Origin of the sequence: Mycolicibacterium psychrotolerans, assembly GCF_010729305.1 — a bacterium.
Lineage (GTDB): Bacteria > Actinomycetota > Actinomycetes > Mycobacteriales > Mycobacteriaceae > Mycobacterium > Mycobacterium psychrotolerans.
The window spans coordinates 2,755,929-2,781,004 of the sequence record NZ_AP022574.1 but is presented as its reverse complement, the minus strand read 5'-3'; the positions used below and the strand labels follow the sequence as shown (position 1 = coordinate 2,781,004).

General features: G+C 66.2%; 2 protein-coding genes (1 of these 2 only partly in view). Both read left to right on the top strand.

Annotated elements, in window-relative coordinates; all coding sequences use genetic code 11:
- A protein-coding gene (locus G6N45_RS13625) for a non-ribosomal peptide synthetase (RefSeq protein ID WP_163722802.1) crosses the window boundary here: on the top strand, positions 1–9,856 show its 3' portion. It extends 6,731 nt beyond the left edge of the window; the window shows 9,856 of its 16,587 coding nt (coding positions 6,732–16,587); its start codon lies off the left edge, out of view; the stop codon is at positions 9,854–9,856.
- Positions 9,846–25,076 carry a non-ribosomal peptide synthetase gene (locus G6N45_RS13620; protein WP_163722801.1) on the top strand — a complete coding sequence of 5,077 codons (15,231 nt, stop codon included), beginning with the start codon at positions 9,846–9,848 and terminating at the stop codon, positions 25,074–25,076. The genes G6N45_RS13625 and G6N45_RS13620 overlap by 11 nt, the downstream gene beginning before the upstream one ends.

Here is a 25,076-nt window from a genome sequence, read left to right as displayed (position 1 = left end):
GGTGGCGTTGCCTGCGGAAGGGACGTCATTTGCGCGATGGTCGTCGGAGTTGGGCAAGCATGCACACAGCCCTGTGGTTGCGGAGCAGGCCGAGGCCTGGCGGCAGGTGTTGCGGGTACCCGCCGTTCTGCCGGCACCTCGAGCCGACACAGACACCTATGCGAGTGCGGGACGGTGGTCAGCAGAACTGGATGTCGAGACGACCCGCCGCTTGCTCGGTGCGGTGCCCGCGGCATTCCACGCCGGGGTGCAGGACATCTTGTTGATCGCCTACGGGTTGGCGTTCGCAGAGTTCTCGGGCACCGGTACGCCCATCAGCGTCGATGTCGAAAGTCATGGCCGCGACGAGAGCCTGGCCGCCGATGTGGACCTCTCGCGCACCGTGGGCTGGTTCACCACCAAGTATCCGGTGGCGCTGGGGGTCAACGGGTTGCGTTGGGCACAGGTGATGAGCGGCGATGCGGCACTGGGCCCCATCATCAAAAGCGCCAAGGAACAACTGCGCGCATTGCCTGACGGTTTGACCTTCGGTCTGCTGCGCTACCTCAACCCCGACATCGATCTCGACGGTGCCGACCCGGTGATCGGATTCAACTACCTGGGCCGCCTCGGCGGCAGCACCGGCGAACTCGCCGATGACCTGTGGCGGGTCGACCAGGACGGACTGGTGGCCGTCGCCGCAGCCACGGCGGTACCGATGTCGTTGGCGCACACCGTGGAACTCAACGCCGGCGTCATCGACGCCGCCGCGGGCCCCCGGTTGCACGCCAACTGGCTGTGGGCCACCTCGGCACTCGATGCCACCCAGATCAGCCGGCTGGGGCGGCTGTGGTTCGAGGCGTTGGCCGGGATCTGTGCTCACGTCGAACACGGCGGGGGCGGGTTGACCCCCTCCGATATCGCCCCGGCCCAGCTGACCCAACACCAGATCGACCAGCTCGACCAGCAATTCCGGATCGCCGACATCCTGCCACTGACCCCGCTGCAGCAGGGACTGCTCTTCCACGCCACACAGGGCAGCCATGACGATGTGTATGCGATGCAACTCGACATCACCGTCACCGGGCCGCTGGACCCGGACCGGTTGCGCGATGCGATGCACACCGTGCTCAGCCGCCACCCCAACCTGGCCGCCCGATTCTGCCAACAGTTCGACGAGCCAGTGCAGATCATCCCGGCCGATCCCGAGGCCTCGTGGCGGTACATCGACCTCAGCGGAAGCGGTGGGGATGCCGGTGAGCAGATTGAGAAGCTGTGCGCTGCCGAGCGTGCAGCGGTCTGCGACCTGGCCGACCCGTCGCCCTTCCGGGTGGCTCTGGTTCGCAGCGCCGACGACAACCATCGGATCGTGCTGACCAGTCACCACCTAGTACTCGACGGCTGGTCGCTGCCGATCCTGCTGGGGGAAGTATTCGCCGGCTATCACGGTCACCGGCTGCCCGCGGCCGTGCCCTATCGCCGCTTGGTCGGCTGGCTGGCCGAGCGCGACCGCGAGGCCGCCCAGGCGGCGTGGAAGGAGGTGTTGGCCGGCTTCGACACCCCTACCCTGGTCGGCCCGCCCGGCAGGGTACGACCAGGGCCGCGCGGCGTTGCCACGTATCAGATGACCAAGGAGATTACGCGGGCCGTTGGCGAATTGGCGCGCGCGCGTCACTTCACGGTCAACACCGTATTGCAGGGTGCGTGGGCGCAGCTGCTGACGTGGCTGACCGGCAACCATGACGTCGTCTTCGGCACCGCGGTCTCCGGGCGGCCCACCGACGTCGCCGGTGCGGAATCCATTGTCGGCCTGTTGATCAACACGGTGCCGGTGCGCGCCACCATCGCGCCGGAGACCACCACCGCCGCGTTGCTCGACCAGTTGCACGACCGCCACAACCGCACCCTGGAACATCAGCATCTCGCGCTCAGCGAGATCCACCGTGTCACCGGTCACGGCCAGCTGTTCGACACCCTGTTCGTGTTCGAGAACTACCCGATCGACACCGACGCATTGACGGGTGTCGGCGGGCTGGCCATCACCGATTTCACCAGTCACGAATCCAACCACTACCCGTTGACAATGCAGGCGGTGCCGGGCGCCGAGCTGAGCCTTCGCGTCGAATTCGACACCGACATCTTCGACGCGGACAGTATCGACGTACTGATCGATCGATACCGGCGGGTACTGGCAGCGACAGCCGCCGATCCGGGGCGGCGACTGTCATCGATGGATGTGCTGGACGTCAATGAGCACACGCGGATCGACCGATTCGGTAATCGGGCGGCGTTGACCCAGCCCGCGCCACTGCCGCGGTCGATTCCGACGTTGTTCGCCGAACACGTCGCGCGCTGCCCCGAGGCGACAGCGGTGACCAGCGGCGGCGGATCCATGACCTATCGCGAACTGGACGAGGCTGCGAACCGGTTGGCGCATCTGTTGGCCGGCCATGGTGTGGGCCCGGGCGATGTGGTGGCGGTGCTCATGGAGCGGTCGGCGGAGGCCGTCGTGTCGATCTTGGCGGTACTCAAAACCGGGGCCGTGTACCTGCCGATCGATCGTGCGGTGCCGGCACCCCGGCTGCAGTTCATGATCGCCGACGCCGGTCCAGTCGCGGCCGTCACCACGGCGGGACTCGCGGACCGGTTGGCCGGGTGCGAATTCGTGGTAATCGATGTCAACGACCCCGCTATCGATGCCCAGCCCAACACGGGCCTGCCGGTGCCGTACGGCGATAGTGCCGCGTACGTCATCTATACCTCGGGAACCACCGGGTTGCCCAAAGGTGTTGCCATAACCCACAGCAACGTCACCGAGTTGCTGGGGTCATTGGACGCCGGTCTGCCGGGCGCGGGTGTGTGGCCGTTGTGTCACACATTGGCCTTTGACGTATCGGTGTGGGAGATCTTCGGCGCCTTGTTGCGAGGCGGGCGAGTGGTGGTGGTACCCGAGGAGGTCACGGGCTCATCGGAGGATCTGCGCGCCCTGCTGATCGCCGAACAGGTCAATGTGCTCACCCAAACCCCCTCGGCGGTGGCCGCACTGTCTCCGCAGGGCTTGGAGTCGGCGGCGTTGGTGGTGGTTGGAGAAGCGTGCCCCGCCGACGTGGTCGACCGCTGGGCGCCCGGTCGGGTGATGGTCAACGCCTACGGCCCCACCGAAACGACGATGTGTGTGGCGATCACGGCACCGCTGACCCCAGGGTCTGGGTTGGTGCCGATCGGTGCGCCGGTGCCCGGTGCGGCGTTGTTCGTGCTCGACGGCTGGCTGCGCCCGGTGCCGGCTGGGATGGTCGGCGAGTTGTATGTGGCCGGCCACGGCGTGGGCATCGGTTACCTCCGCCGGGCGAGTTTGACTGCGGCACGGTTCATCGCGTGCCCCTTCGGGGCGTCCGGAACCCGCATGTATCGTACCGGCGACCTGGTGCGCTGGGGTGCTGACGGGCAGCTGCAGTACCTCGGGCGCGCCGATGAACAGGTCAAGATTCGCGGGTATCGCATCGAACTCGGAGATGTGCGCGCGGCACTGGCCGGGCTGAACGGTGTCGATCAGGCGGTGGTCATCGCCCGCGAAGACCACCCGGGCGGTAAACGCCTGGTCGCCTATGTCACCGAAATCCATTCCGGCGCCGTCGATACCGCTGAAGTGCGCACGCAGCTGACCGAGCGCTTGCCGGCGTACATGGTGCCGGCCGCCGTCTTGGCTATCGACAGGCTGCCGTTGACCGTCAACGGGAAACTCGACATCCGCGCCCTACCGGCACCGGAGTACGCGGACGTCGAGCACTACCGCGCCCCAGCCACCGCCGTCGAGGAGATCCTGGCCGGCATCTACGCCCAGGTCCTGGGGCTCGACCGGGTTGGGGTCGACGACTCGTTCTTCGACCTGGGCGGCGACAGCATTCTGGCGATGCGGGTGACGGCCGCGATCAACTCCGGCCTGGACGCCGACCTCACGGTGCGCACCCTGTTCGACGCGCCCACGATTGCCCAGCTGGCACCTCGCATCGTCGAAGGGACGGATGTGCGTGAGCGGTTGATCGCAGGCCAACGGCCCGCGGTGCTTCCACTGTCCTTCGCCCAGAACCGGTTGTGGTACCTGGACCAGTTGACGGGGCCTTCACCGGTCTACAATATTGCAACCGCGTTGCGCTTGTGCGGAAGCCTGGATACCGAGGCGCTGGCAGCAGCGCTGCAGGACCTGGTCGGTCGCCATGAGAGCCTGCGTACCCTGATCGCGGCACCCGAGGGCATACCCCAGCAGGTGGTGGTGTCGCCCGATAGGGCCGATGCGGGTTGGGATGTGGTTGATGCCAACGGCTGGCCGTCGGCCCGCCTCACGGCCGCGATCGATGCCGCAGCGCGTCACGCGTTTGACTTGTCACGCGAAATACCATTGCGGGCAACACTTTATCGTGTCTCAGACGACGATCACGTGTTGGTGGGCGTGGTACATCATATCGCCGCCGACGGCTGGTCGATCACCCCGATGGTGTCGGATCTGAGTATTGCGTATGCCGCCCGGTGTGCGGGCCGGGCCCCGAACTGGGCTGAATTACCCGTGCAGTACGCCGATTACACGTTGTGGCAGCGAGCGCGATTCGGCGATCTCGACGACGGCGACAGTGTGATCGCTCGGCAGTTGGCCTATTGGCGAGATGCGCTGGCGGGAATGCCCGAGCGACTGGAGCTTCCGACGGATCGGCCGTATCCGCCGCAGGCCGATCAGCGTGGCGCCAGAGTGGCGGTGGATTGGCCCGTTACGGTGCAGCAGCAAGTGCGTGGACTCGCCGCCAAGTTCAACGTGACGAGCTTCATGGTGGTTCAGGCCGCGTTGGCGGTGTTGCTGTCCAGGCTGAGCTCGAGATCGGATGTGGCGGTGGGCTTCCCGATCGCCGGCCGCACTGATCCTGCGCTCAATGGGTTGGTGGGGTTCTTCGTCAACACGTTGGTGCTGCGGGCGGATCTGAGCGGCGATCCCACCGTCGTCGAGTTGTTGGCCCAAGTGCGTCGGCGCAGCCTGGCTGCCTTTGAGCACCAGGATTTGCCCTTTGAGGTGCTCGTCGATCGGCTCAACCCATCCAGGTCGCTGACTCATCACCCTTTGGTGCAGGTGATGTTGGCTTGGCAGAACCTTCCCGGACACACCGGTGACCCGGCTGGTGGGCTGGCGTTGGGCGACCTGCGGGTTACCCAGATCCCGATCGACACCCGCACTGCTCGCGTGGATCTGAGTTTTTCGCTGTCGGAGCAGCTCACTGACGCCGGTGAGCCCGCCGGGATTGTCGGGGCGGTCGAGTTCCGCACCGACGTATTCGACCCGGCAACCGTCGCCACTCTGATCGAGCGGTTGCGGCGGGTACTCGCAGCGATGGCCGTTGATCCGGCACAGCGGGTGTCGACGATCGATGTACTCGACGCCGAAGAGTATGCCCGGCTGGACGAGTTCGGCAATCGTGCGGTACTGACCCAGTCGGGGACTCGGGAGTCGATCCCAATGGTGTTCGCCGAACAGGTGGTGCGCGCTCCAGAGGCCGTGGCCATCAGCTGTGGTGAGCGGGCGTGGACCTATCGCGAGGTTGATGGCGCATCCAACCAGTTGGCGCACTTGCTATCTGATCGCGGGACAGGTCCGGGGCAGAGCGTGGCCCTGCTGTTGGAACGCTCAGCACAAGCCATCATCGCGATGCTGGCGGTGCTCAAGACCGGAGCGACCTACCTTGCGATCGACCCCGCGCTGCCAACAGCGCGTATCGAGTTCATGGTGAAGGACGCCGCACCGATGGCCGCGATCACCACCGCGGGGCTGGCCTATCGGCTGGACGGGTGCCACCTGTCCATTGTCGATATCCAGGATCCTGACATCGACGGCCGGCCCAGCACCGGGTTGCCGGCGCCATCCGCGGATGACCTCGCCTATCTCATCTACACCTCGGGTACAACCGGTGTGCCCAAGGGAGTCGCGGTGACCCACCGCAACGTGATCCACTTGGCGGCGTCATCACCCCCGGAGTTGCCGGCGAGGCAGGTGTGGACGCAGTGCCATTCGTATGCTTTCGACTTCTCGGTTTGGGAGATCTGGGCCGCGCTACTGGGCGGCGGACGGCTGGTGGTGGTGCCTGACTCGGTAGTGGCCTCGCCGCGGGACTTTCACGCCTTGCTGCTCGCCGAACAGGTCAACGTGCTCACCCAAACCCCCTCGGCGGTAACAGCGTTGTCGCCGGAGGGGCTGGAGTCGGTGGCGCTGTTGCTCGGCGGTGAGGCGTGTCCGGCCGAGGTGGTGTATCGGTGGGCGCCGGGGCGGGTGATGATCAACGCCTATGGCCCGACCGAGATTACGGTGTATGCGTCGATGAGCACATCGCTGAAACCTGGGCCGGGGACGGCACCGATCGGAAGGCCGGCATCGACCGCGGCGTTGTTCGTGCTGGACGCGTGGCTGCGTCCGGTGCCGCTCGGGGTGGTCGGCGAGTTGTACGTCGCCGGTCGTGGTGTGGGAGTGGGCTATCTGGGCCGGGCGGGGTTGACTGGGTCTCGGTTTGTCGCGTGTCCTTTCGGAGGCTCGGGAACCCGCATGTATCGGACCGGGGATCTTGTGTGCTGGCGACCGGATGGGCAGTTGCGGTATCTGGGTCGTGTTGATGAGCAGGTCAAGATTCGTGGGTATCGCATCGAACTCGGGGAGATCCAGACGGCTTTGGCGGCCCTCGACGGTGTTGATGAGGCGGTGGTGATTGCCCGTGAGGATCGGCCGGGTGATAGGCGTTTGATCGGCTATATCACCGGGACCGCGGATCCAGCTGAGTTGCGCGCTGAACTTGCCGAGCGACTCCCGGGCTATATGGTGCCGGCCGCGGTGGTGGTCATCGACGCGGTGCCGTTGACGGTCAACGGCAAACTCGATACCCGCGCTCTGCCAATCGCGGAGTACACCGACACCGAGCGTTATCGGGCGCCGACGGACGCGGTGGAGGAGGTCCTGGCCGGTATCTACGCCCAGGTGTTGGGGCTCGACCGGGTCGGGGTTGACGACTCGTTCTTCGACCTGGGTGGCGACAGCATTCTGTCGATGCAGGTGGTGGCACAGGCCCGGGCCGCCGGCCTGCTGTGTCGGCCCCGCGATGTTTTCGTCGAGCAGACGGTGGCTCGGCTGGCCAGGGTCGCGCGCATCTCCGTTGGCACGGGCGATGTGGTCGACGAGGGTGTCGGCGACCTCTCCGCGACTCCCATCATCCGGTGGCTGAATAGCGTCGACGGCTCAGTTGACGAGTTCAACCAGACCATGATGGTGCAGGCACCTCCTGGTGTGACCGAGGCCGATGTGGTGGTGGTGCTGCAGGCCCTGCTGGACCAGCACGCGATGCTGCGGCTACATGTCAACGACGGCCTCGGCGGCTGGGTCTTGAAGGTGCCCGAGGCGGGATCGGTGCGGGCGGAAAGCTGTCTGCAATCGGCGGATGTGTTGTCCCACGAGGCAGTGGTGGCGGCGCGATCGCGGTTGAATCCGGCGGCGGGGCTGGTGATCAGCGCGCTATGGCTGACATCCACACGTGAACTTGTTTTGATCATCCATCATTTGGTCGTTGATGCGGTGTCGTGGCGGATCTTGCTGGAGGACCTCAACATTGCTTGGGCGCACCATCGCAACGGTCAACCGATAGCGTTACCGGCGGTGGGGACGTCGTTCCAGCGGTGGGCATCGCTGCTGACCGACCATGCGCGTTCCACGGCGGTGCAACACCACGCCGAGGCGTGGCGAAAGGTGTTGGAGATCCCGCCCGCGCTTCCTGCGATGCGCCCTGAGACAGACACGTACGCCACTGCGGGGCATCGGTCGGTGACACTGGACGTGGAGACGACCCGACGGCTCCTCGGTGAGGTGCCGGCGGCATTCCACACCGGCATTCAGGACATCTTGCTGATCGGTTACGCACTCGCGTGGGCGGAGTTCTTGGGCACCAGTGATGCTCCGATCGGGATCGATGTCGAGGGTCACGGCCGCCATGACGAGTTGGCCTCCGATATTGATCTGTCGCGCACCGTGGGTTGGTTCACCACCAAGTACCCGGTGGCGCTGACTGTCGGTGGACTCAGCTGGCCGCAGGTGCTTTCCGGTGATGCGGCGCTTGGCGCCGTCATCAAAAACGCCAAGGAGCAGCTGCGCGCTCTGCCCGACGGGCTCTCGTATGGTCTGCTGCGCTACCTCAACACCGACATCGAGCTATCCGGCCCCGACCCGACGATCGGGTTCAATTATCTGGGCCGAATGGGCGGCGCACAGGCGGAGGCCCACGGCGACCTCTGGTCGGTCAGCGAGGGCGGTGTGTCGGTGAGCGGTGTGGCCGCGGCGGTGCCGATGGCGTTGGCGCACACCGTGGAGCTCAACGCCGGCACTGTTGACACCGCGGCCGGGCCGTATCTGCATGCGGACTGGATGTGGGCTGCTTCGGCACTGGACCAGGCGCAGGTCGGCCGGTTGAGTCAGTTGTGGTTCGATGCGCTGGCCGGCATCTGTGCCCATGTTCAACGCGGTGGGGGCGGGCTGACGCCATCCGACATCGCACCCGCCCGGCTCAGCCAGCAGCAGATCGACGAGTTACAGCAGCGCCACCGGATCGCCGATGTCTTGCCGCTGACGCCGCTGCAGCAAGGACTGCTGTTCCACACCGGCACGACGCATGGCAGCAGCGACGATGTGTATGCGATGCAGCTGGGCTTCACCATTGCCGGCCCGCTCGACGCCGACCGGTTGCGCGACGCGGTGCAGATGGTGCTTGCCCGTCATCCCAACCTGGCGGCCCGGTTCGACCAGCAGTTCGATCAGCCGGTGCAGCTCATTCCCGCAGATCCCGTGATGCCTTGGCAGTACGTCGAACTCAGCGACAGCGACCTCGGCCCCCACGAGCTGATCCAACGGGTGTGTGCGGAGGAACGGGCCGCGGTGTGCGACCTCGAACACCCGCCGGCATTTCGCGTGGCGTTGCTCCGTACTGCCGAGGGTGCGCATCGGATGGTGCTGACTTTCCATCACATCGTGATGGACGGCTGGTCGTTGCCGATCTTGTTGCAGGAGATCTTTGCCGCGTATCACGGGCAGCGGTTGCCTGCGGCCGGGTCGTATCGCGGGTTCGTCACCTGGCTGGCCGGTCGAGACCTCGATGCGGCGCACGCCGCGTGGCGCGAGGTGCTGGCGGGCTTCGACACTCCCACTCTCGTGGGTCCGCCGGGACGGCTGACCCTGGGGCCGCGCGGCACTACCTCGTTTCGCGTGTCGGAGGAGACCACTCGGGCCGTTACCGCGTTGGCGCGTTCGTGTCGCACCACGGTCAACACCGTGCTGCAGGCCGCGTGGGCGCAGATGTTGATGTGGATGACCGGGCATCATGATGTCGTATTCGGCACCGCGGTCTCGGGACGGCCCACCGAGATGGCCGATGCGGAATCCATGGTGGGCCTGTTGATCAACACGGTGCCGGTGCGGGCCACCGCCACTCCGGCCACGACCATCGCGGACCTGCTCGACCATCTGCAGCGCGCCCACACCGACACACTCGAACATCAGCACCTGGCACTCAGCGAGATTCACCGGTCCACCGGCCACGACCAGCTGTTCGACACCTTGTTCGTCTTCGAGAACTACCCGCTCGACACGACGGCCTTCGCCGGTGCCGATGGGCTGGCCATCTCCGACATCACCGGCCGTGAATTCAACCACTATCCGCTTGCGATGGTGGCTCAACTGGGCCGCGAACTGGGCCTTCGCGTGGAGTTCGACACCGAGGTGTTCGATCCGGCCACCATCGGAAAGCTCACCGAGCGGTTCCAGCGGGTGTTGGCGGCCATGGCCGGTGATACAGGGGGCAGTCATGACGGCTGATTCGACGCGGCGGCTGTTGTCGATCGATTTGCTCGATGAGGGTGAGTACGCTCAGCTGGATCAGTTCGGTAATCGGGCGGTGTTGTCCCAGCCCGTATCGCCGGTGTCGATTCCGGTGCTGTTCGCCGAACAAGTGGTGCGTACGCCCGAGGCGGTGGCGGTGAGGTTCGAGGGCCGCTCGCTGACGTATCGGGAGCTTGATGAGGCGTCGAACCGGTTGGCGCATGTGCTGTCTGATCATGGGGCGGGTCCGGGGCAGTGTGTAGCGCTGATGTTTCCGCGGTGCGCCGAGGCGATCGTGGCGATTGTGGCGGTGCTCAAGACCGGAGCGGCGTATCTGCCGATCGATCCGGCGGTGCCCGATGCGCGAGTCGGCTTCATGGTCACCGATGCGGCGCCGATCGCCGGGGTGAGCACTGCCGGCCTGCGTTCGCGGTGGGACGGCGGTGATCTGACTGCCATCGACATCGACGATAGCGCGGTGAAGGACTACCCGTGTACGCCTCTGCCGGCGCCGTCGGCGGATGACCTTGCCCACATCATCTACACCTCGGGCACGACCGGTGTGCCCAAAGGTGTTGCGGTCAGCCATCACAACGTAACGCGGCTTTTCGACGGGCTCGATGTCGGCGTGAAGCCGGCTCCGGGACAGGTGTGGACGCAGTGTCATTCCTATGCGTTCGACTTTTCGGTGTGGGAGATCTGGGGGGCGTTGCTGCACGGTGGGCGGCTGGTGGTGGTGCCCGAATCGGTGGCGGGCTCCCCGCAGGACTTTCATGCCTTACTGGTCTCCGAACACGTCAGTGTGTTGAGTCAGACTCCGTCGGCGGTGACCGCGTTGTCGCCGCAGGGGTTGGAGTCGGTGGCGCTGATGGTGGCCGGTGAGGCGTGCCCGCACGAGGTGATGGATCGGTGGGCGCCCGGGCGGGTGATGATCAATGGCTACGGCCCGACCGAAACGGCGGTGTACGCCACCATCAGCGCGCCGTTGAAAGCGGGCGCGGGTGTCGTGCCGATCGGGGCGGCGGTGCCGGGGACGGCATTGTTCGTGCTCGACACGTGGCTGCGGCCGGTCTCACCCGGTGTCGTCGGCGAACTCTACGTCGCCGGCCGCGGTGTCGGAGTGGGGTATTGGCGCCGGGGGGACTTGACCGGATCGCGGTTTGTGGCGTGTCCGTTCGGGGCGCCGGGGGCGCGGATGTATCGCACCGGGGATCTGGTGCGCTGGGGTGCCGACGGGCAGCTGCTGTATCTGGGGCGCGCCGACGAGCAGGTCAAGATCCGTGGGTATCGGATCGAGCTCGGGGAGATCCGTACCGCGCTGGCGGCCGTCGACGGGGTCGACCAGGCGGTGGTGATTGCGCGCGAGGATCGCCCCGGTGACAAGCGTTTGGTCGGATATGTCACCGAGACCAATTCCGGGGCCGTCGATCTCGCCGAGACGCGGACACAGCTGGAGCAGCGGTTGCCGGCCTATATGGTGCCCGCAGCGGTCGTGGTGATCGATGCGCTGCCGTTGACGGTCAACGGCAAGCTCGACACCCGCGGGTTGCCCGCACCGGAATTCAGCGACACCGATCGTTACCGCGGTGCCACCAACGCGGTCGAGGAGATCTTGGCCGGCATCTACGCCCAAGTCCTGGGCCTCGGCCGCGTCGGCGTCGACGACTCGTTCTTCGACCTGGGCGGCGACAGCATCTTGGCGATGCGAGTGGTCGCCGCCATCAACACCGGGATGGACGCCGACCTTTCGGTGCGCGCACTGTTCGACGCGCCGACGGTGGCTCAGCTGGCGCTTCACATCGGCGGGGAGGGTGGTGCGCGACAGCCGCTGGTCGCCGGTGAGCGGCCCGAGGTGATCCCGCTGTCGTTCGCCCAAAGCCGATTGTGGTTTCTCGACCAATTATACGGGCCCTCACCGGTTTACAACATGGCGACCGCGCTGCGTCTGAGCGGGCACCTCGATGCCGACGCGCTGTGCGCGGCGCTTGACGATGTCGTCGCCCGCCACGAATCATTGCGCACTCTGTTCCCCGACGAGGGCGGAGTTCCGTTCCAGCAGGTAGTGCCGCTCGAACACGCTCGTTCCCGTTGGGAGGTCGTTGATGCGACGGGGTGGTCGGCGGATCGACTTAAGGAGGTCGTCGAGGAAGCGACACGGCACACCTTCGATTTGTCGACCGAGCTCCCGCTGAGAGCAACGCTTTTCCGCCTTGGTGATGACGAGCACGTGCTGGTCGGTGTGGTGCACCATATTGCCGCCGACGGCTGGTCGATCACCCCCCTGGTGGCTGACCTGAACGCGGCGTATGCCGCCCGATGTGCGGGGCAGGCAACTGACTGGCCTGAACTACCGGTGCAGTACGTGGATTACACGTTGTGGCAGAGTGTGCGGTTCGGCGATCTCGACGACAGTGATAGCCCGATCGCCGCTCAGCTGGCCTACTGGCAAGACGCTCTGGCGGGGATGCCCGAGCGGCTGCAGCTGCCCACCGATCGGCCGTATCCGCCGGCGACCGATCAGCGCGGTGCCACCGTGCCGGTCGACTGGCCGGCCGAACTGCAGCAGCAAGTTCGTAAGACGGCTCGCGAGTACAACGCGACCAGCTTCATGGTCGTTCAGGCCGCGCTGGCGGTGCTGCTGTCCAGAACCAGCGCGAGTTCTGATGTGGCGGTGGGTTTTCCGATCGCCGGGCGAAACGATCCCGCGCTCGACGAGCTGGTCGGGTTCTTCGTCAACATGCTGGTGCTGCGGGTCGATCTGGCCGGAGATCCCACAGTCGCCGAGTTGCTCGCTCAGGTTCGACGGCGCAGCCTGGCCGCCTACGAACACCAGGACGTGCCCTTCGAGGTTCTTGTCGAAAGGCTCAAGCCGACTCGGTCGTTGACTCATCATCCCTTGGTGCAGGTGGCATTGGCCTGGAACATCGCTGTGGGCGACGACGCCGGTAGCCCCGCCGGGGGGTTGGCGTTGGGTGATCTTCAGGTTACTCAGATGCCGATCGATACCCGCACCGCCCGGATGGATCTGGTGTTCTCGCTCGCAGAACGCCTGACTGACTCCGCTGGGCCCGCCGGAATCGAGGGGCGTGTGGAGTTCCGCACCGATGTATTCGAGACCGACAGCGTCGCCAGACTGGTCGAGCGGCTGCAACGGGTATTGGTTGCCATGACGGCAGACCAGGCGCAGCGGGTGTCGTCGATCGATCTGCTCGACATCGAAGAACACATCCAGCTCGACGGCATCGGCAACCGGGCGGCGCTCACCCAGCCCGCGCCTCCCGCCGTCTCGATTCCGGCGCTGTTCGCCGAACATGTCGTCGCGTGCCCCGACGCGGTCGCGATCCGTTTCGGGGAGCGGTCGTGCAGCTACCGGCAGCTCGATGAGGCGTCGAATCGGTTGGCGCATCTGTTGACCCAGCATGGCGCTGGACCCGGACAGTGTGTGGCGCTGCTGCTTTCGCGTTGCACCGAGGCGGTGGTGGCGATCCTGGCGGTGCTCAAGACCGGGGCCGCCTACCTCCCGATTGACCCGGTCGTTCCCGCGGCGCGGATAGAGTTCATCATCACCGACGCCGCTCCGGTCGCTGTGGTCACCACCGCGGATCGGGTTGACGGGCTGGGTGGGGCGAGCCTGACGGTCGTCGACGTCGCGGACCCCTGCATCGACGCTCAGTCGAGCACCCCGCTACCGTCCCCCGCACCCGACGACATCGCCTACATCATCTACACCTCGGGCACTACCGGTATCCCCAAAGGTGTTGCGGTAACACACCTCAACGTCACTCAACTGCTCGGATCGCTGGACGCAGGGCTGCCCACCAGCGGTGCGTGGCTGCAGTGCCATACCTTGGCTTTCGACGTCTCCGTGTGGGAGATCTTCGGTGCCCTGTTGCGGGGTGGGTGCGTCGTGGTGGCGCCCGAGTCGGTGGTCGGCTCCCCCGACGAATTCCACGACCTGCTCGTGAGCGAGCAAGTCAGTGTCCTGACCCAGACCCCGTCGGCGGTGCGGGGGTTGCAGCCCGAAGGCCTGGAGTCGGCGGCCCTGGTGGTGGTCGGTGAGACCTGCCCCGCGGAAGTGGTGGACCAGTGGGCCCCCGGGCGGGTGATGATCAACGCGTATGGCCCGACCGAGACGACGATGTGTGTGGCCATCAGCGAACCGTTGCAGCCGGGCATGGGCGTGCCGATCGGCAGACCGGTGGTCAGGGCTGCGTTGTTCGTACTCGACGACCAGTTACGGCCGGTGCCAGAGCGGGTGGTCGGCGAGTTGTACATTGCCGGTGCCGGGCTGGCGTACGGGTATGTAGGCCGCACCGGGTTGACTGCGTCGCGGTTTGTGGCGTGTCCGTTCGGGGCGCCCGGGGCGCGGATGTATCGCACCGGGGATCTGGTGTGTTGGCGCCCGGATGGGCAGTTGCAGTACTTGGGGCGTGCCGATGATCAGGTCAAGATCCGCGGCTATCGGATCGAGCTCGGTGAGATCCAGAGTGCGCTCGCCGATGTGGACGGCGTCGATCAGGCGGTAGCGATTGCTCGCGAGGATCGCCCCGGCGACAAGCGCCTCGTCGGCTACATCACCGGGAACGCAGATCCGGCCGCTGTCCGCGCGGCACTGGCTGATCGGTTGCCGCCGTATATGGTGCCGGCCGCGGTCGTGGTGATCGACGCGTTGCCCGTGACGGTCAACGGCAAGCTCGACATCCGTGCGCTACCGGCGCCGGAGTACATCGATGGTGCTAGTTACCGCGCCCCGTCCGATGCGGTGGAGGACATCCTTGCCGGCATCTACGCCCAGGTGCTGGGGCTCGAGCGGGTCGGTGTCGACGAGTCGTTCTTCGACCTGGGCGGGGACAGTATCTCCTCGATGCAGGTCGTCGCGCAGGCCCGGGCGGCCGGTTTGGCCTGTCGCCCACGCGACATCTTCGTCGAGCAGACCGTGGCCCGACTGGCCCTGGTCGCTGCAGTCACCGGCGGCGAGGCGCGCGCGGTCGATGAGGGACTCGGACCGATACCTGTCACTCCGATCATGAGCTGGCTGCACACCGTCGAGGGCGCTGTCCACCAGTTCAATCAAACGATGGTGGTGCAGGCGCCCCCTGGGGTGACCGAGGCCGATGTGTTGCTTGTATTGCAGGCGCTGCTGGATCGGCACGCGATGTTGCGGCTCCGCGCGGTCGACGACGGCGGCGGAGGCTGGTCATTGTCGGCGCCCGCAGCTCGAGCGGTGAATGCCGATGACTGCTTGCAGGCCGTGGATGTGTTATCCGACGCGGCGGTGGTGGCGGCGCGGTCGCGGTTGAACCCCGCCGCCGGGGTGATGCTGACTGCCCTGTGGGTCGGTGACACCAGCCGGTTGGTGTTGATAATTCATCATCTGGCCGTTGATGGGGTGTCGTGGCGGATCCTGTTGGAAGACATCAACATCGGCTGGGTGCAGCACCACAGCGGGCAACCCGTGTCACTGCCGCAGCCCGTTACCTCCTTCCGGCGGTGGGCGGAGTTGCTGGGCGAGCATGCACACAGCCCTGTGGTTGCGGAGCAGGCCGAGGCCTGGCGGCAGGTGTTGCGGGTACCCGCCGTTCTGCCGGCACCTCGAGCCGACACAGACACCTATGCGAGTGCGGGACGGTGGTCAGCAGAACTGGATGTCGAGACGACCCGCCGCTTGCTCGGTGCGGTGCCCGCGGCATTCCACGCCGGGGTGCAGGACATCTTGTTGATCGCCTACGGGTTGGCGTTCGCAGAGTTCTCGGGCACCGGTACGCCCATCAGCGTCGATGTCGAAAGTCATGGCCGCGACGAGAGCCTGGCCGCCGATGTGGACCTCTCGCGCACCGTGGGCTGGTTCACCACCAAGTATCCGGTGGCGCTGGGGGTCAACGGGTTGCGTTGGGCACAGGTGATGAGCGGCGATGCGGCACTGGGCCCCATCATCAAAAGCGCCAAGGAACAACTGCGCGCATTGCCTGACGGTTTGACCTTCGGTCTGCTGCGCTACCTCAACCCCGACATCGATCTCGACGGTGCCGACCCGGTGATCGGATTCAACTACCTGGGCCGCCTCGGCGGCAGCACCGGCGAACTCGCCGATGACCTGTGGCGGGTCGACCAGGACGGACTGGTGGCCGTCGCCGCAGCCACGGCGGTACCGATGTCGTTGGCGCACACCGTGGAACTCAACGCCGGCGTCATCGACGCCGCCGCGGGCCCCCGGTTGCACGCCAACTGGCTGTGGGCCACCTCGGCACTCGATGCCACCCAGATCAGCCGGCTGGGGCGGCTGTGGTTCGAGGCGTTGGCCGGCATCTGTGCTCACGTCGAACACGGCGGGGGCGGGTTGACCCCCTCCGATATCGCCCCGGCCCAGCTGACCCAACACCAGATCGACCAGCTCGACCAGCAATTCCGGATCGCCGACATCCTGCCACTGACCCCGCTGCAGCAGGGACTGCTCTTCCACGCCACACAGGGCAGCCATGACGATGTGTATGCGATGCAACTCGACATCACCGTCACCGGGCCGTTGGACCCGGACCGGTTGCGCGATGCGATGCACACCGTGCTCAGCCGGCACCCCAACCTGGCCGTCCGATTCTGCCAACAGTTCGACGAGCCAGTGCAGATCATCCCGGCCGACCCCGAGGCCTCGTGGCGGTACATCGACCTCAGCGGAAGCGGTGGGGATGCCGGTGAGCAGATTGAGAAGCTGTGTGCTGCCGAGCGTGCCGCGGTCTGCGACCTTGACCATCCGCCGGCCTTTCGGGTGGCTCTGGTGCACATCGGGACAGATGGGCACCGGGTTGTGCTGACCAATCACCACCTCGTACTCGACGGCTGGTCGCTGCCGATCCTGCTGGGGGAAGTATTCGCCGGCTATCACGGTCACCGACTTCCTGCGGCCGGGTCCTATCGCCGCTTGGTCGGCTGGCTGGCCGAGCGCGACCGCGAGGCCGCCCAGGCGGCGTGGAAGGAGGTGCTGGCCGGCTTCGACACCCCTACCCTGGTCGGGCCACCGACCCGGTTGGGGCTGGGCGGGCGAAGCGTCGAAACGCACCGGGTTTCTGCGGAGACCACGCAGGCGCTGGGCGAGCTCGCTCGCTCGTGTCACACCACGGTCAACACCGTATTGCAGGGTGCCTGGGCGCAGCTGCTGACGTGGCTGACCGGCAACCATGACGTCGTCTTCGGCACCGCGGTCTCCGGACGGCCCACCGACGTCGCCGGTGCGGAATCCATTGTCGGCCTGTTGATCAACACGGTGCCGGTGCGCGCGTCTGTCACGGCGGCCACCACCGTCGCCGAGCTGATCAGCCAACTGCACAGTGCACACCACCACACGCTGGAGCATCAGCATCTGGGTCTCAGCGAGATTCACCGCGCCACCGGTCACGACCAGCTGTTCGACACCCTGTTCGTCTACGAGAACTACCCGATCGACACCGACGCATTGGCCGGCACCGACGAGTTGGCCATCACCGACATCGCCATCCGCGAATCCAACCACTACCCGCTGACCCTGCAAGCCTCGCCGGGACCGCAGCTGGGCCTGCGCGTCGAATTCGACACCGACATCTTCGACGCGGACCGCATCCGGACAGTGATCGAGCAATTCGAGCGGGTGCTGGCGGCGATGACGGCCGGCCCAGGCCGGCGACTGGTGTCGATCGATGTGCTCGACGGCGGTGAGCATGCCCGGCTGGACCAGTTCGGTAATCGGGCGATGTTGACCCGGCCCGCCCTCACCGCTGTGTCGATTCCGGTGCTGTGGGCAGCCCAGGTCGCGCGCACACCTGAGGCGGTAGCGGTGACCAGCGGGGGCCGGTCCCTGACGTACCGCGAGCTCGATGAATCATCGAATCGATTGGCACATCTGCTTATTGATCACGGTGTGGGCCCGGGACGGTGTGTGGCGCTGCTGTCAGAGCGCTCTGCCGGGGTGCTCGGGGCGATGCTGGCGGTGCTCAAGACCGGGGGCGCCTACCTGGCGATCGACACGGCGGTGCCCGACGCCCGGATCGAGTTCATGCTCGCCGACGCCGTCCCGACCGCGGCCGTCACTACCGCGGACCTGCGATCGCGGCTGGACGGCTGCGAACTGACCGTCATCGAATTCGACGACCCGCGAATCCAGAACTATCCGGGCACGGCATTGCCGGCCCCAGCCCCGGACGATATCGCTTACCTGATCTACACCTCGGGTACCACCGGTGTGCCCAAAGGTGTTGCCATCACCCACCAGAACCTGGCCCACGTGGCGCAGTCGTCGCCCCCAGTCCTGCCATCGGAGCAGGTGTGGACGCAATGCCATTCCTATGCGTTCGACTTCTCGGTGTGGGAGATCTGGGCCGCACTGCTCGGCGGCGGCCGGCTGGTGGTCGTGCCGGATGAGGTGGTCAGCTCCCCGGACGACTTCCACGACCTGTTGGTTGCCGAGCGGGTCAACGTACTCACCCAAACCCCCACGGCGGTGACCGCACTGTCCCCGGCGGGCTTGGAGTCGGCGGCGCTGGTGCTCGGCGGTGAGGCCTGCCCCGCCGACGTGGTCGACCGCTGGGCGCCCGGGCGAGTGATGATCAACGCCTACGGGCCCACCGAGACCACGATCTATGCGTCGATGACCGCACCGCTGACGGACGGCTCGGGACCGCCGCCGATTGGTGCGCCGGTGTCGACCGCGGCGCTGTTCGTCCTCGACGGCTGGCTCCGCCCGGTGCCAACCGGGGTGGTCGGCGAGTTGTATGTGGCCGGCCACGGCGTGGGCGTCGGCTACCTCGGCCGGGCGGCTTTGACCGCCGCACGGTTCATCGCGTGCCCGTTCGGGGCGCCCGGAACCCGCATGTATCGCACCGGCGACCTGGTGCGCTGGGACGCCGGTGGGCAGCTGCACTATCTCGGGCGCGCCGACGAGCAGGTCAAGATCCGCGGGTATCGGATCGAACTCGGCGAAATCCAGACTGCTCTGACCGCGCTCGACGGCATCGATCAAGCGGTGGTCATCACCCGCGAAGATCGTCCCGGCGACAAACGCCTCGTCGGCTATGTCACCGAAACCCAAATCGGGACCGTCGATCCCGTTGAATTGCGGATGAGGCTAGCTGCGCGGCTGCCGGCGTACGCGGTGCCGACCGCGATAGTGGTCCTCGACACGCTGCCCTTGACGGTCAACGGCAAAGTCGACGCCCGCGCCCTGCCGGCACCCGAATACACCGATGTCGGGCACTACCGCGCCCCCACCAACGCCGTCGAGGAGATCCTGGCCGGCATCTACGCCCAGGTCCTCGGCGTTGACCGGGTCGGCGTCGACGACTCGATCTTCGCTCTGGGCGGTGATTCGCTGTCGGCGATGCGCCTGGTCGCCGCGATCAACACCGGCCTGGACGCCGACCTCGCGGTGCGCACCCTGTTCGACGCGCCCACGATTGCCCAGCTGGCCCCCCACATCGGCGCAGCGGGGAAACGACGCGACCCGTTGGTGGCCGGACCGCGGCCCGCGGTGCTTCCGCTGTCCTTCGCCCAGAACCGGTTGTGGTTCCTCGACCGGTTCCAGGCCGGGGCTGCGACTTACAACATGCCGACCGCGCTTCGCATTGACGGTCCACTGGATTCCGAGGCGCTGGGAACAGCCCTCGACGACGTCATCGCTCGCCACGAATCGCTGCGCACCGTATTCCCCGACACCGACGGTGTGCCGTTCCAGCAGGTTCTGCCGCCCCGACCGGGGATGTGGAGGCGCGGGGACGAAGCGGTGGTGTCCTTGCCTGAGCGAGACGTGGCCCGCGAGTTGATGGCGCTGGCGGTGTACCGATTCGACCTGTCGACCGAGATCCCCGTTCGGGCGCAGATCTATTGCGTAGGTCCCGAGCAGTATGTCATCGCAATTGTCGTGCACCACATCGCTTTTGACGGGTGGTCGGTGGCCCCGATGATCAGGGACATCGGGGCGGCGTATCAAGCGCGGCAGCAGGGTCTGGCTCCGGAGTGGGCGCCATTGTCGGTGCAGTACGTCGATTACACGTTGTGGCAGCGCGCGAGGTTCGGTGATCTCCACGACAGTCACAGCCCGATCGCCGCGCAGGTGGCTTACTGGCGGGATGCGCTTGCCGGGATGCCGGATTATCTGCAGCTGCCCACCGATCGGCCCTATCCGGTGGTCGCTGACTACCGCGGTGCCAGTGTGGCGATGGACTGGCCCGCGGAGTTGCATCAGCGGGTGCGTGCTGTCGCCCACGAGCACAGCGCCACCAGCTTCATGGTGGTTCAGGCCGCCCTAGCAGTGCTGCTGTCCGGGCTGAGTGCGAGTTCCGATGTGGCGGTGGGCTTCCCGATCGCCGGACGCGGCGATCCCGCGCTCGACGAGCTGGTCGGGTTCTTCGTCAACACGTTGGTGCTCCGGGTGGATGTGACCGGCAATCCCAGCTTCGCCGAGTTGCTGGCCCAGGTACGCCAGCGCAGTCTGGCCGCCTTCGAGCATCAAGATGTGCCGTTCGAGGTGCTGGTGGAGCGTCTCAACCCGGCCCGCAGTCTGACCCATCACCCGCTGATTCAGGTGATGTTGGGCTGGCAGAACCTGCCTGCACATACCGGTGACCCGGCCGGCGGGCCGGCGTTGGGTGATCTGCACGGCGCCCATGTGCCGATGGACACCCACACCGCCCGCATGGACCTGCTCTTCAACCTGGCAGAACACTTCACCGCGGACGGTGAGCCCGCCGGGATCGGCGGAGCGGTGGAATTCCGAACCGATGTCTTCGATACAGGCAGCATCGAGGCGCTGATCGTTCGATTCGAACGCGTCCTGGCGGGGATGATCTCCGATCCTGCGGCGCGGTTGTCGTCGATCGATGTGCTCGATGCCGACGAACACGCCGACCTCGACGAGTGGGGCAACCGCGCGGCGTTGACCCAGTCCGCACCCGCCGATGAGTCGATTCCGCTGCTGTGGGCAGCCCAGGTTGGACGCACACCCGAGGCGGTGGCGGTGACCTGCGCCGGCCGCTCCATGACCTATCGGGAGCTCGATGAGGCGTCGAACCGGTTGGGGCAGCTGCTGTCTGGTGAGGGCGCGGGTCCGGGACAGTGTGTGGCGTTGCTGTTCTCGCGTTCGGCTGAAGCGATCGTCGCGATGCTGGCGGTGCTCAAAACCGGGGCCGCCTATCTGGCGATCGACCCAGCGGTGCCCGATGCCCGGATCGGGTTCATGCTCGCCGACGCCGCGCCGGTCGCGGTGATCACCACCGCAGACCTGCGTGGCCGGCTGGGCGGGCGCGATCTGGCGGTCATCGACATCGCCGACCCGCGCGTCGACACCCAGCCCACCACTGCGCTACCCGCGCCGGACCCGGCCGACATCGCCTACATCATCTACACGTCAGGCACCACCGGTGCCCCCAAAGGGGTTGCGGTGACCCACCACAACGTCACTGCGCTGCTGCGGGCACTGGACACGGACGTGCCGGGCGTGGGCGCCTGGACCCAGTGTCATTCGCTGGCCTTCGACTTCTCGGTCTGGGAGATCTGGGGTGCTCTACTGCGCGGCGGGCGACTGGTGGTGGTCTCCGAGTCGGTGGCGCGCTCACCGGAAGACTTCCACGCCTTGCTGGTCGCTGAAGAAGTCGGAGTCCTGAGCCGGACCCCGTCGGCGTTCTATGCGCTGCAAACCGCCGACGCGCTCCAGCCCCAGCTGGGCGAGCAGCTCAAGCTTCAGACGGTGGTTTTCGGCGGCGAAGCGTTTGACCCGCAGCGTCTTCGGCTGTGGCGGCAGAACCATCCGCGGCTACCGCGACTTATCAACATGTACGGAATCACCGAGACGACGGTGCATGCCTCATTCCGGGAGATCGTCGACAGCGACGTTGACACCAACGCCAGCCCCATCGGACTGCCGCTGGCGCATCTCGCCTTTTTCGTGTTGGACCCGCGGTTGCGGGCGGTGCCGGCAGGGGTGATCGGTGAGCTGTATGTGGCCGGGTCCGGGGTTGCCTGCGGCTATTGGCATCGGGCGGGTTTGACCGCGTCGCGGTTTGTGGCGTCTCCGTTCGGCGCGCCCGGGACCAGAATCTATCGCACTGGGGACCTGGTGCGTTGGGGCGCCGACGGGCAGCTGCAATACCTGGGGCGTGCTGACGAACAGGTCAAGATCCGCGGGTATCGCATCGAGCTCGGCGAGATCGAGAACAGCCTACTGGCCTGCCCGCAGGTCGGCCAGGCGGCCGTCACCGTGCATCACGGCAACACCGGCGCCCACCTCGTCGGCTACATCACCCTCGAGCACACCAGCTCCGATGACGACATCGAAATCGTTGAACAGTGGCAGCACGTATACGACGAACTGTACGACGCCGAGGTCGGCGCGTCGGGGTTCGGCATGGATTTCCGGGGTTGGAACAGCAGCTACACCGACGATCCGATTCCGTTGGCGGAGATGCAGGAGTGGCGTGCGGCCACCGTGGACAGGATCATGGGCCTGCGGCCACGCCGAGTTCTGGAGATCGGCGCAGGCTCGGGGTTGGTTCTGTCGCAGATCGCCCCGCAGTGCGAAGAGTACGTTGCCACGGATGCGTCGGCGGCGGCCATCGACAACCTCGGTCGTGCGCTGGAGCAGTCGCAGCTGCCCTGGCGTGATCGGGTTCGGTTACTGGCCCAACCCGCACACGTCACCGAGACCCTGCCCCAAAACTACTTCGACACAATCATTCTCAACTCGGTTATCCAGTACTTCCCGAATCGGGAGTACCTGGCCGACCTCATCGACGACGCCGTGAAGCTGTTGGCGCCCGGCGGGTCACTGTTCCTCGGCGACATCCGTAACCACACTTTGCAGGGCGCATTCCAAACCGCAGTTGCGCTCGCTCGCGCCGGCTCCACCGACCCCGACGAAATCCGCCAACGAGTACAGCGCGCCATGATCAGCGAACACGAACTGCTGCTGGCCCCGGAGTTCTTCACGACTTGGGCCGCAGACCACGCGGCGTCCGTCGCCGGAGTCGACATCCAGGTCAAACACGGACTGGCCGACAACGAATTGAACCGGTATCGCTACGACGTCATCATCCACAAGATCCCGACACCGGTACGATCACTGGCGGCCGCACCCAGCTGGACCTGGACCCAGTGCGCGGGTCTGGCTGGACTGCAGACCCGGTTGACGTCCCAACGCCCCGCCTCCGTCCGCATCACAGGGATCCCACACGCCGGAGTGGTCACCGACGTCCACATCGAACGGGCTCTCGCCGCCGGGCTACCCCTGGCCGACGCACTCGCCGAAAGCACCACCGGCGCCGCAGCCCCGGAAGAATTGCACCGTCTCGGCGAAAGTACCGGTTACCGCGTCGCCGTGACATGGGGCGCCGAAACCGGCACCCTCGACGCCGTCTTCGACACCCCCACCGACTCTGACCCAGAGCACAGTACGCGGCTCAGCGATGTCTTCCTACCCGCAATCGGAGTCGGCCAGCGCACCGCCCATGCCAACAACCCACACGCCAACACCACGATCAGCGCGGTGCGTCAGCAGTTGACTGGGCGGTTGCCCGAATACATGGTGCCCGCGCACATCGTGGTGCTGGAGGACTTTCCATTGACCTCGTCGGGCAAGCTCGACCGTAAAGCGTTGCCGACACCGGTGTTCACCGCGACACCCTTCCAGGCACCGCAGACCCAGGCCGAGAAGATCATCGCCGACATATACGCCCAGATGCTGGGTCTAGACCGGGTCGGCGTCGACGACTCGTTCTTCGACCTCGGTGGCGACTCGCTCTCCGCTATGCGGCTGGTCGCAGCGATCAAGGCGGCGCTTGGCTTCGACCTTTCGGTACGCACGGTATTCGACGCGCCGTCGGTGCGAAGCTTGAGCCGGCAGTTGGGCAGAACTGCCAACTCAACAGGCCCCGACTTTGCGTCCGTCCACGGTCGCGACAGCACCGAGGTGCACGCCTCCGACCTGACGCTGGACAAGTTCATCGACGCCAAGACACTGAACGCGGCACCGGCACTACCCCGGCCCAGCGCTGAGCCGCGGGCGGTCCTACTGACTGGGGCGACCGGCTTCCTCGGGCGTTACCTGGCCCTGGAATGGCTGCGGCGGATGCAACTGGTCGACGGCACGCTGATCTGCCTGGTGCGAGCCAAGTCCGACGAGGATGCGCGGCGCCGTCTCGAGAAGACCTTCGATAGCGGCGATCCGAAGTTGTTGCAGCACTTTCAGGACCTGGCCGTCCGTCACCTGGAGGTTGTCGCGGGCGACAAGGGCGAAGCCAACCTCGGTCTTTCACAGCAGACTTGGCAGCGGCTGGCCGAAACCGTCGATCTGATCGTCGACCCCGCGGCCATGGTCAATGGCCTGCTGCCCTACCGCGAGCTGTTTCATCCCAACGTCGTGGGCACCGCTGAGCTGATCCGGATCGCGCTCACCGCAAGGATCAAGGGTTACAGCTACGTGTCGACGAGCGGCGTGGGGAACGAGATCGAGCCTTCGGCGTTCACCGAGGATGCCGACATTCGAATCATCAGCTCCACTCGCAGGGTCGAGGACAGCTTCGGCAACGGTTACGCCAACAGCAAGTGGGCCGGCGAGGTGCTGTTGCGCGAGGCACACGACGAATGTGGCCTGCCGGTCACGGTTTTTCGATGCGACATGATCCTGGCTGACACGTCATATGCGGGTCAGCTCAATATGTCGGACATGTTCACTCGGGCGCTGCTGAGCCTCGTCGCCGCCGGGGTGGCGCCGAACTCGTTCTACCGACTCGACGCCGAGGGCAACCGGCAACGCGCTCACGTCGACGCGCTGCCCGTCGAATTCGTCGCTGAAGCGCTCGCCACACTCGCGGCCCCGGCGGCCAGCGGGTTCCAGACCTATCACGTGATGAACCCGCACGACGACGGCATCGGCTTCGACGAGTACGTCGACTGGCTGATTGAGGCCGGTCACCCGATCGAACGCATCGATGATTTTGTTGAGTGGTTGCAGCGGTTCGAGACCGGCCTGCGCTCCCTGCCGGATCGGCAGCGACAGCACTCATTGCAGTGGGTGCTGCCGCTGCGCACTGCCCAGTATGTGCAGCCCGCAGAGCCGAGCAGCGGATCCTTCGCGCCGGTGGACCGATTCCGGGTTGCGGTGCAAGAAGCGAAAATCGGCCCCGACAATGACATCCCACACATCACGGCGCCGGTCATCAACAAGTACGTCACCGACCTGCAGTTGCTGGGACTGCTCTAA

Excerpts from the sequence above, each read along its gene's own strand:
- G6N45_RS13620 (WP_163722801.1), top strand. The coding sequence starts at position 9,846 with ATGACGGCTGATTCGACGCGGCGGCTGTTGTCGATCGATTTGCTCGAT.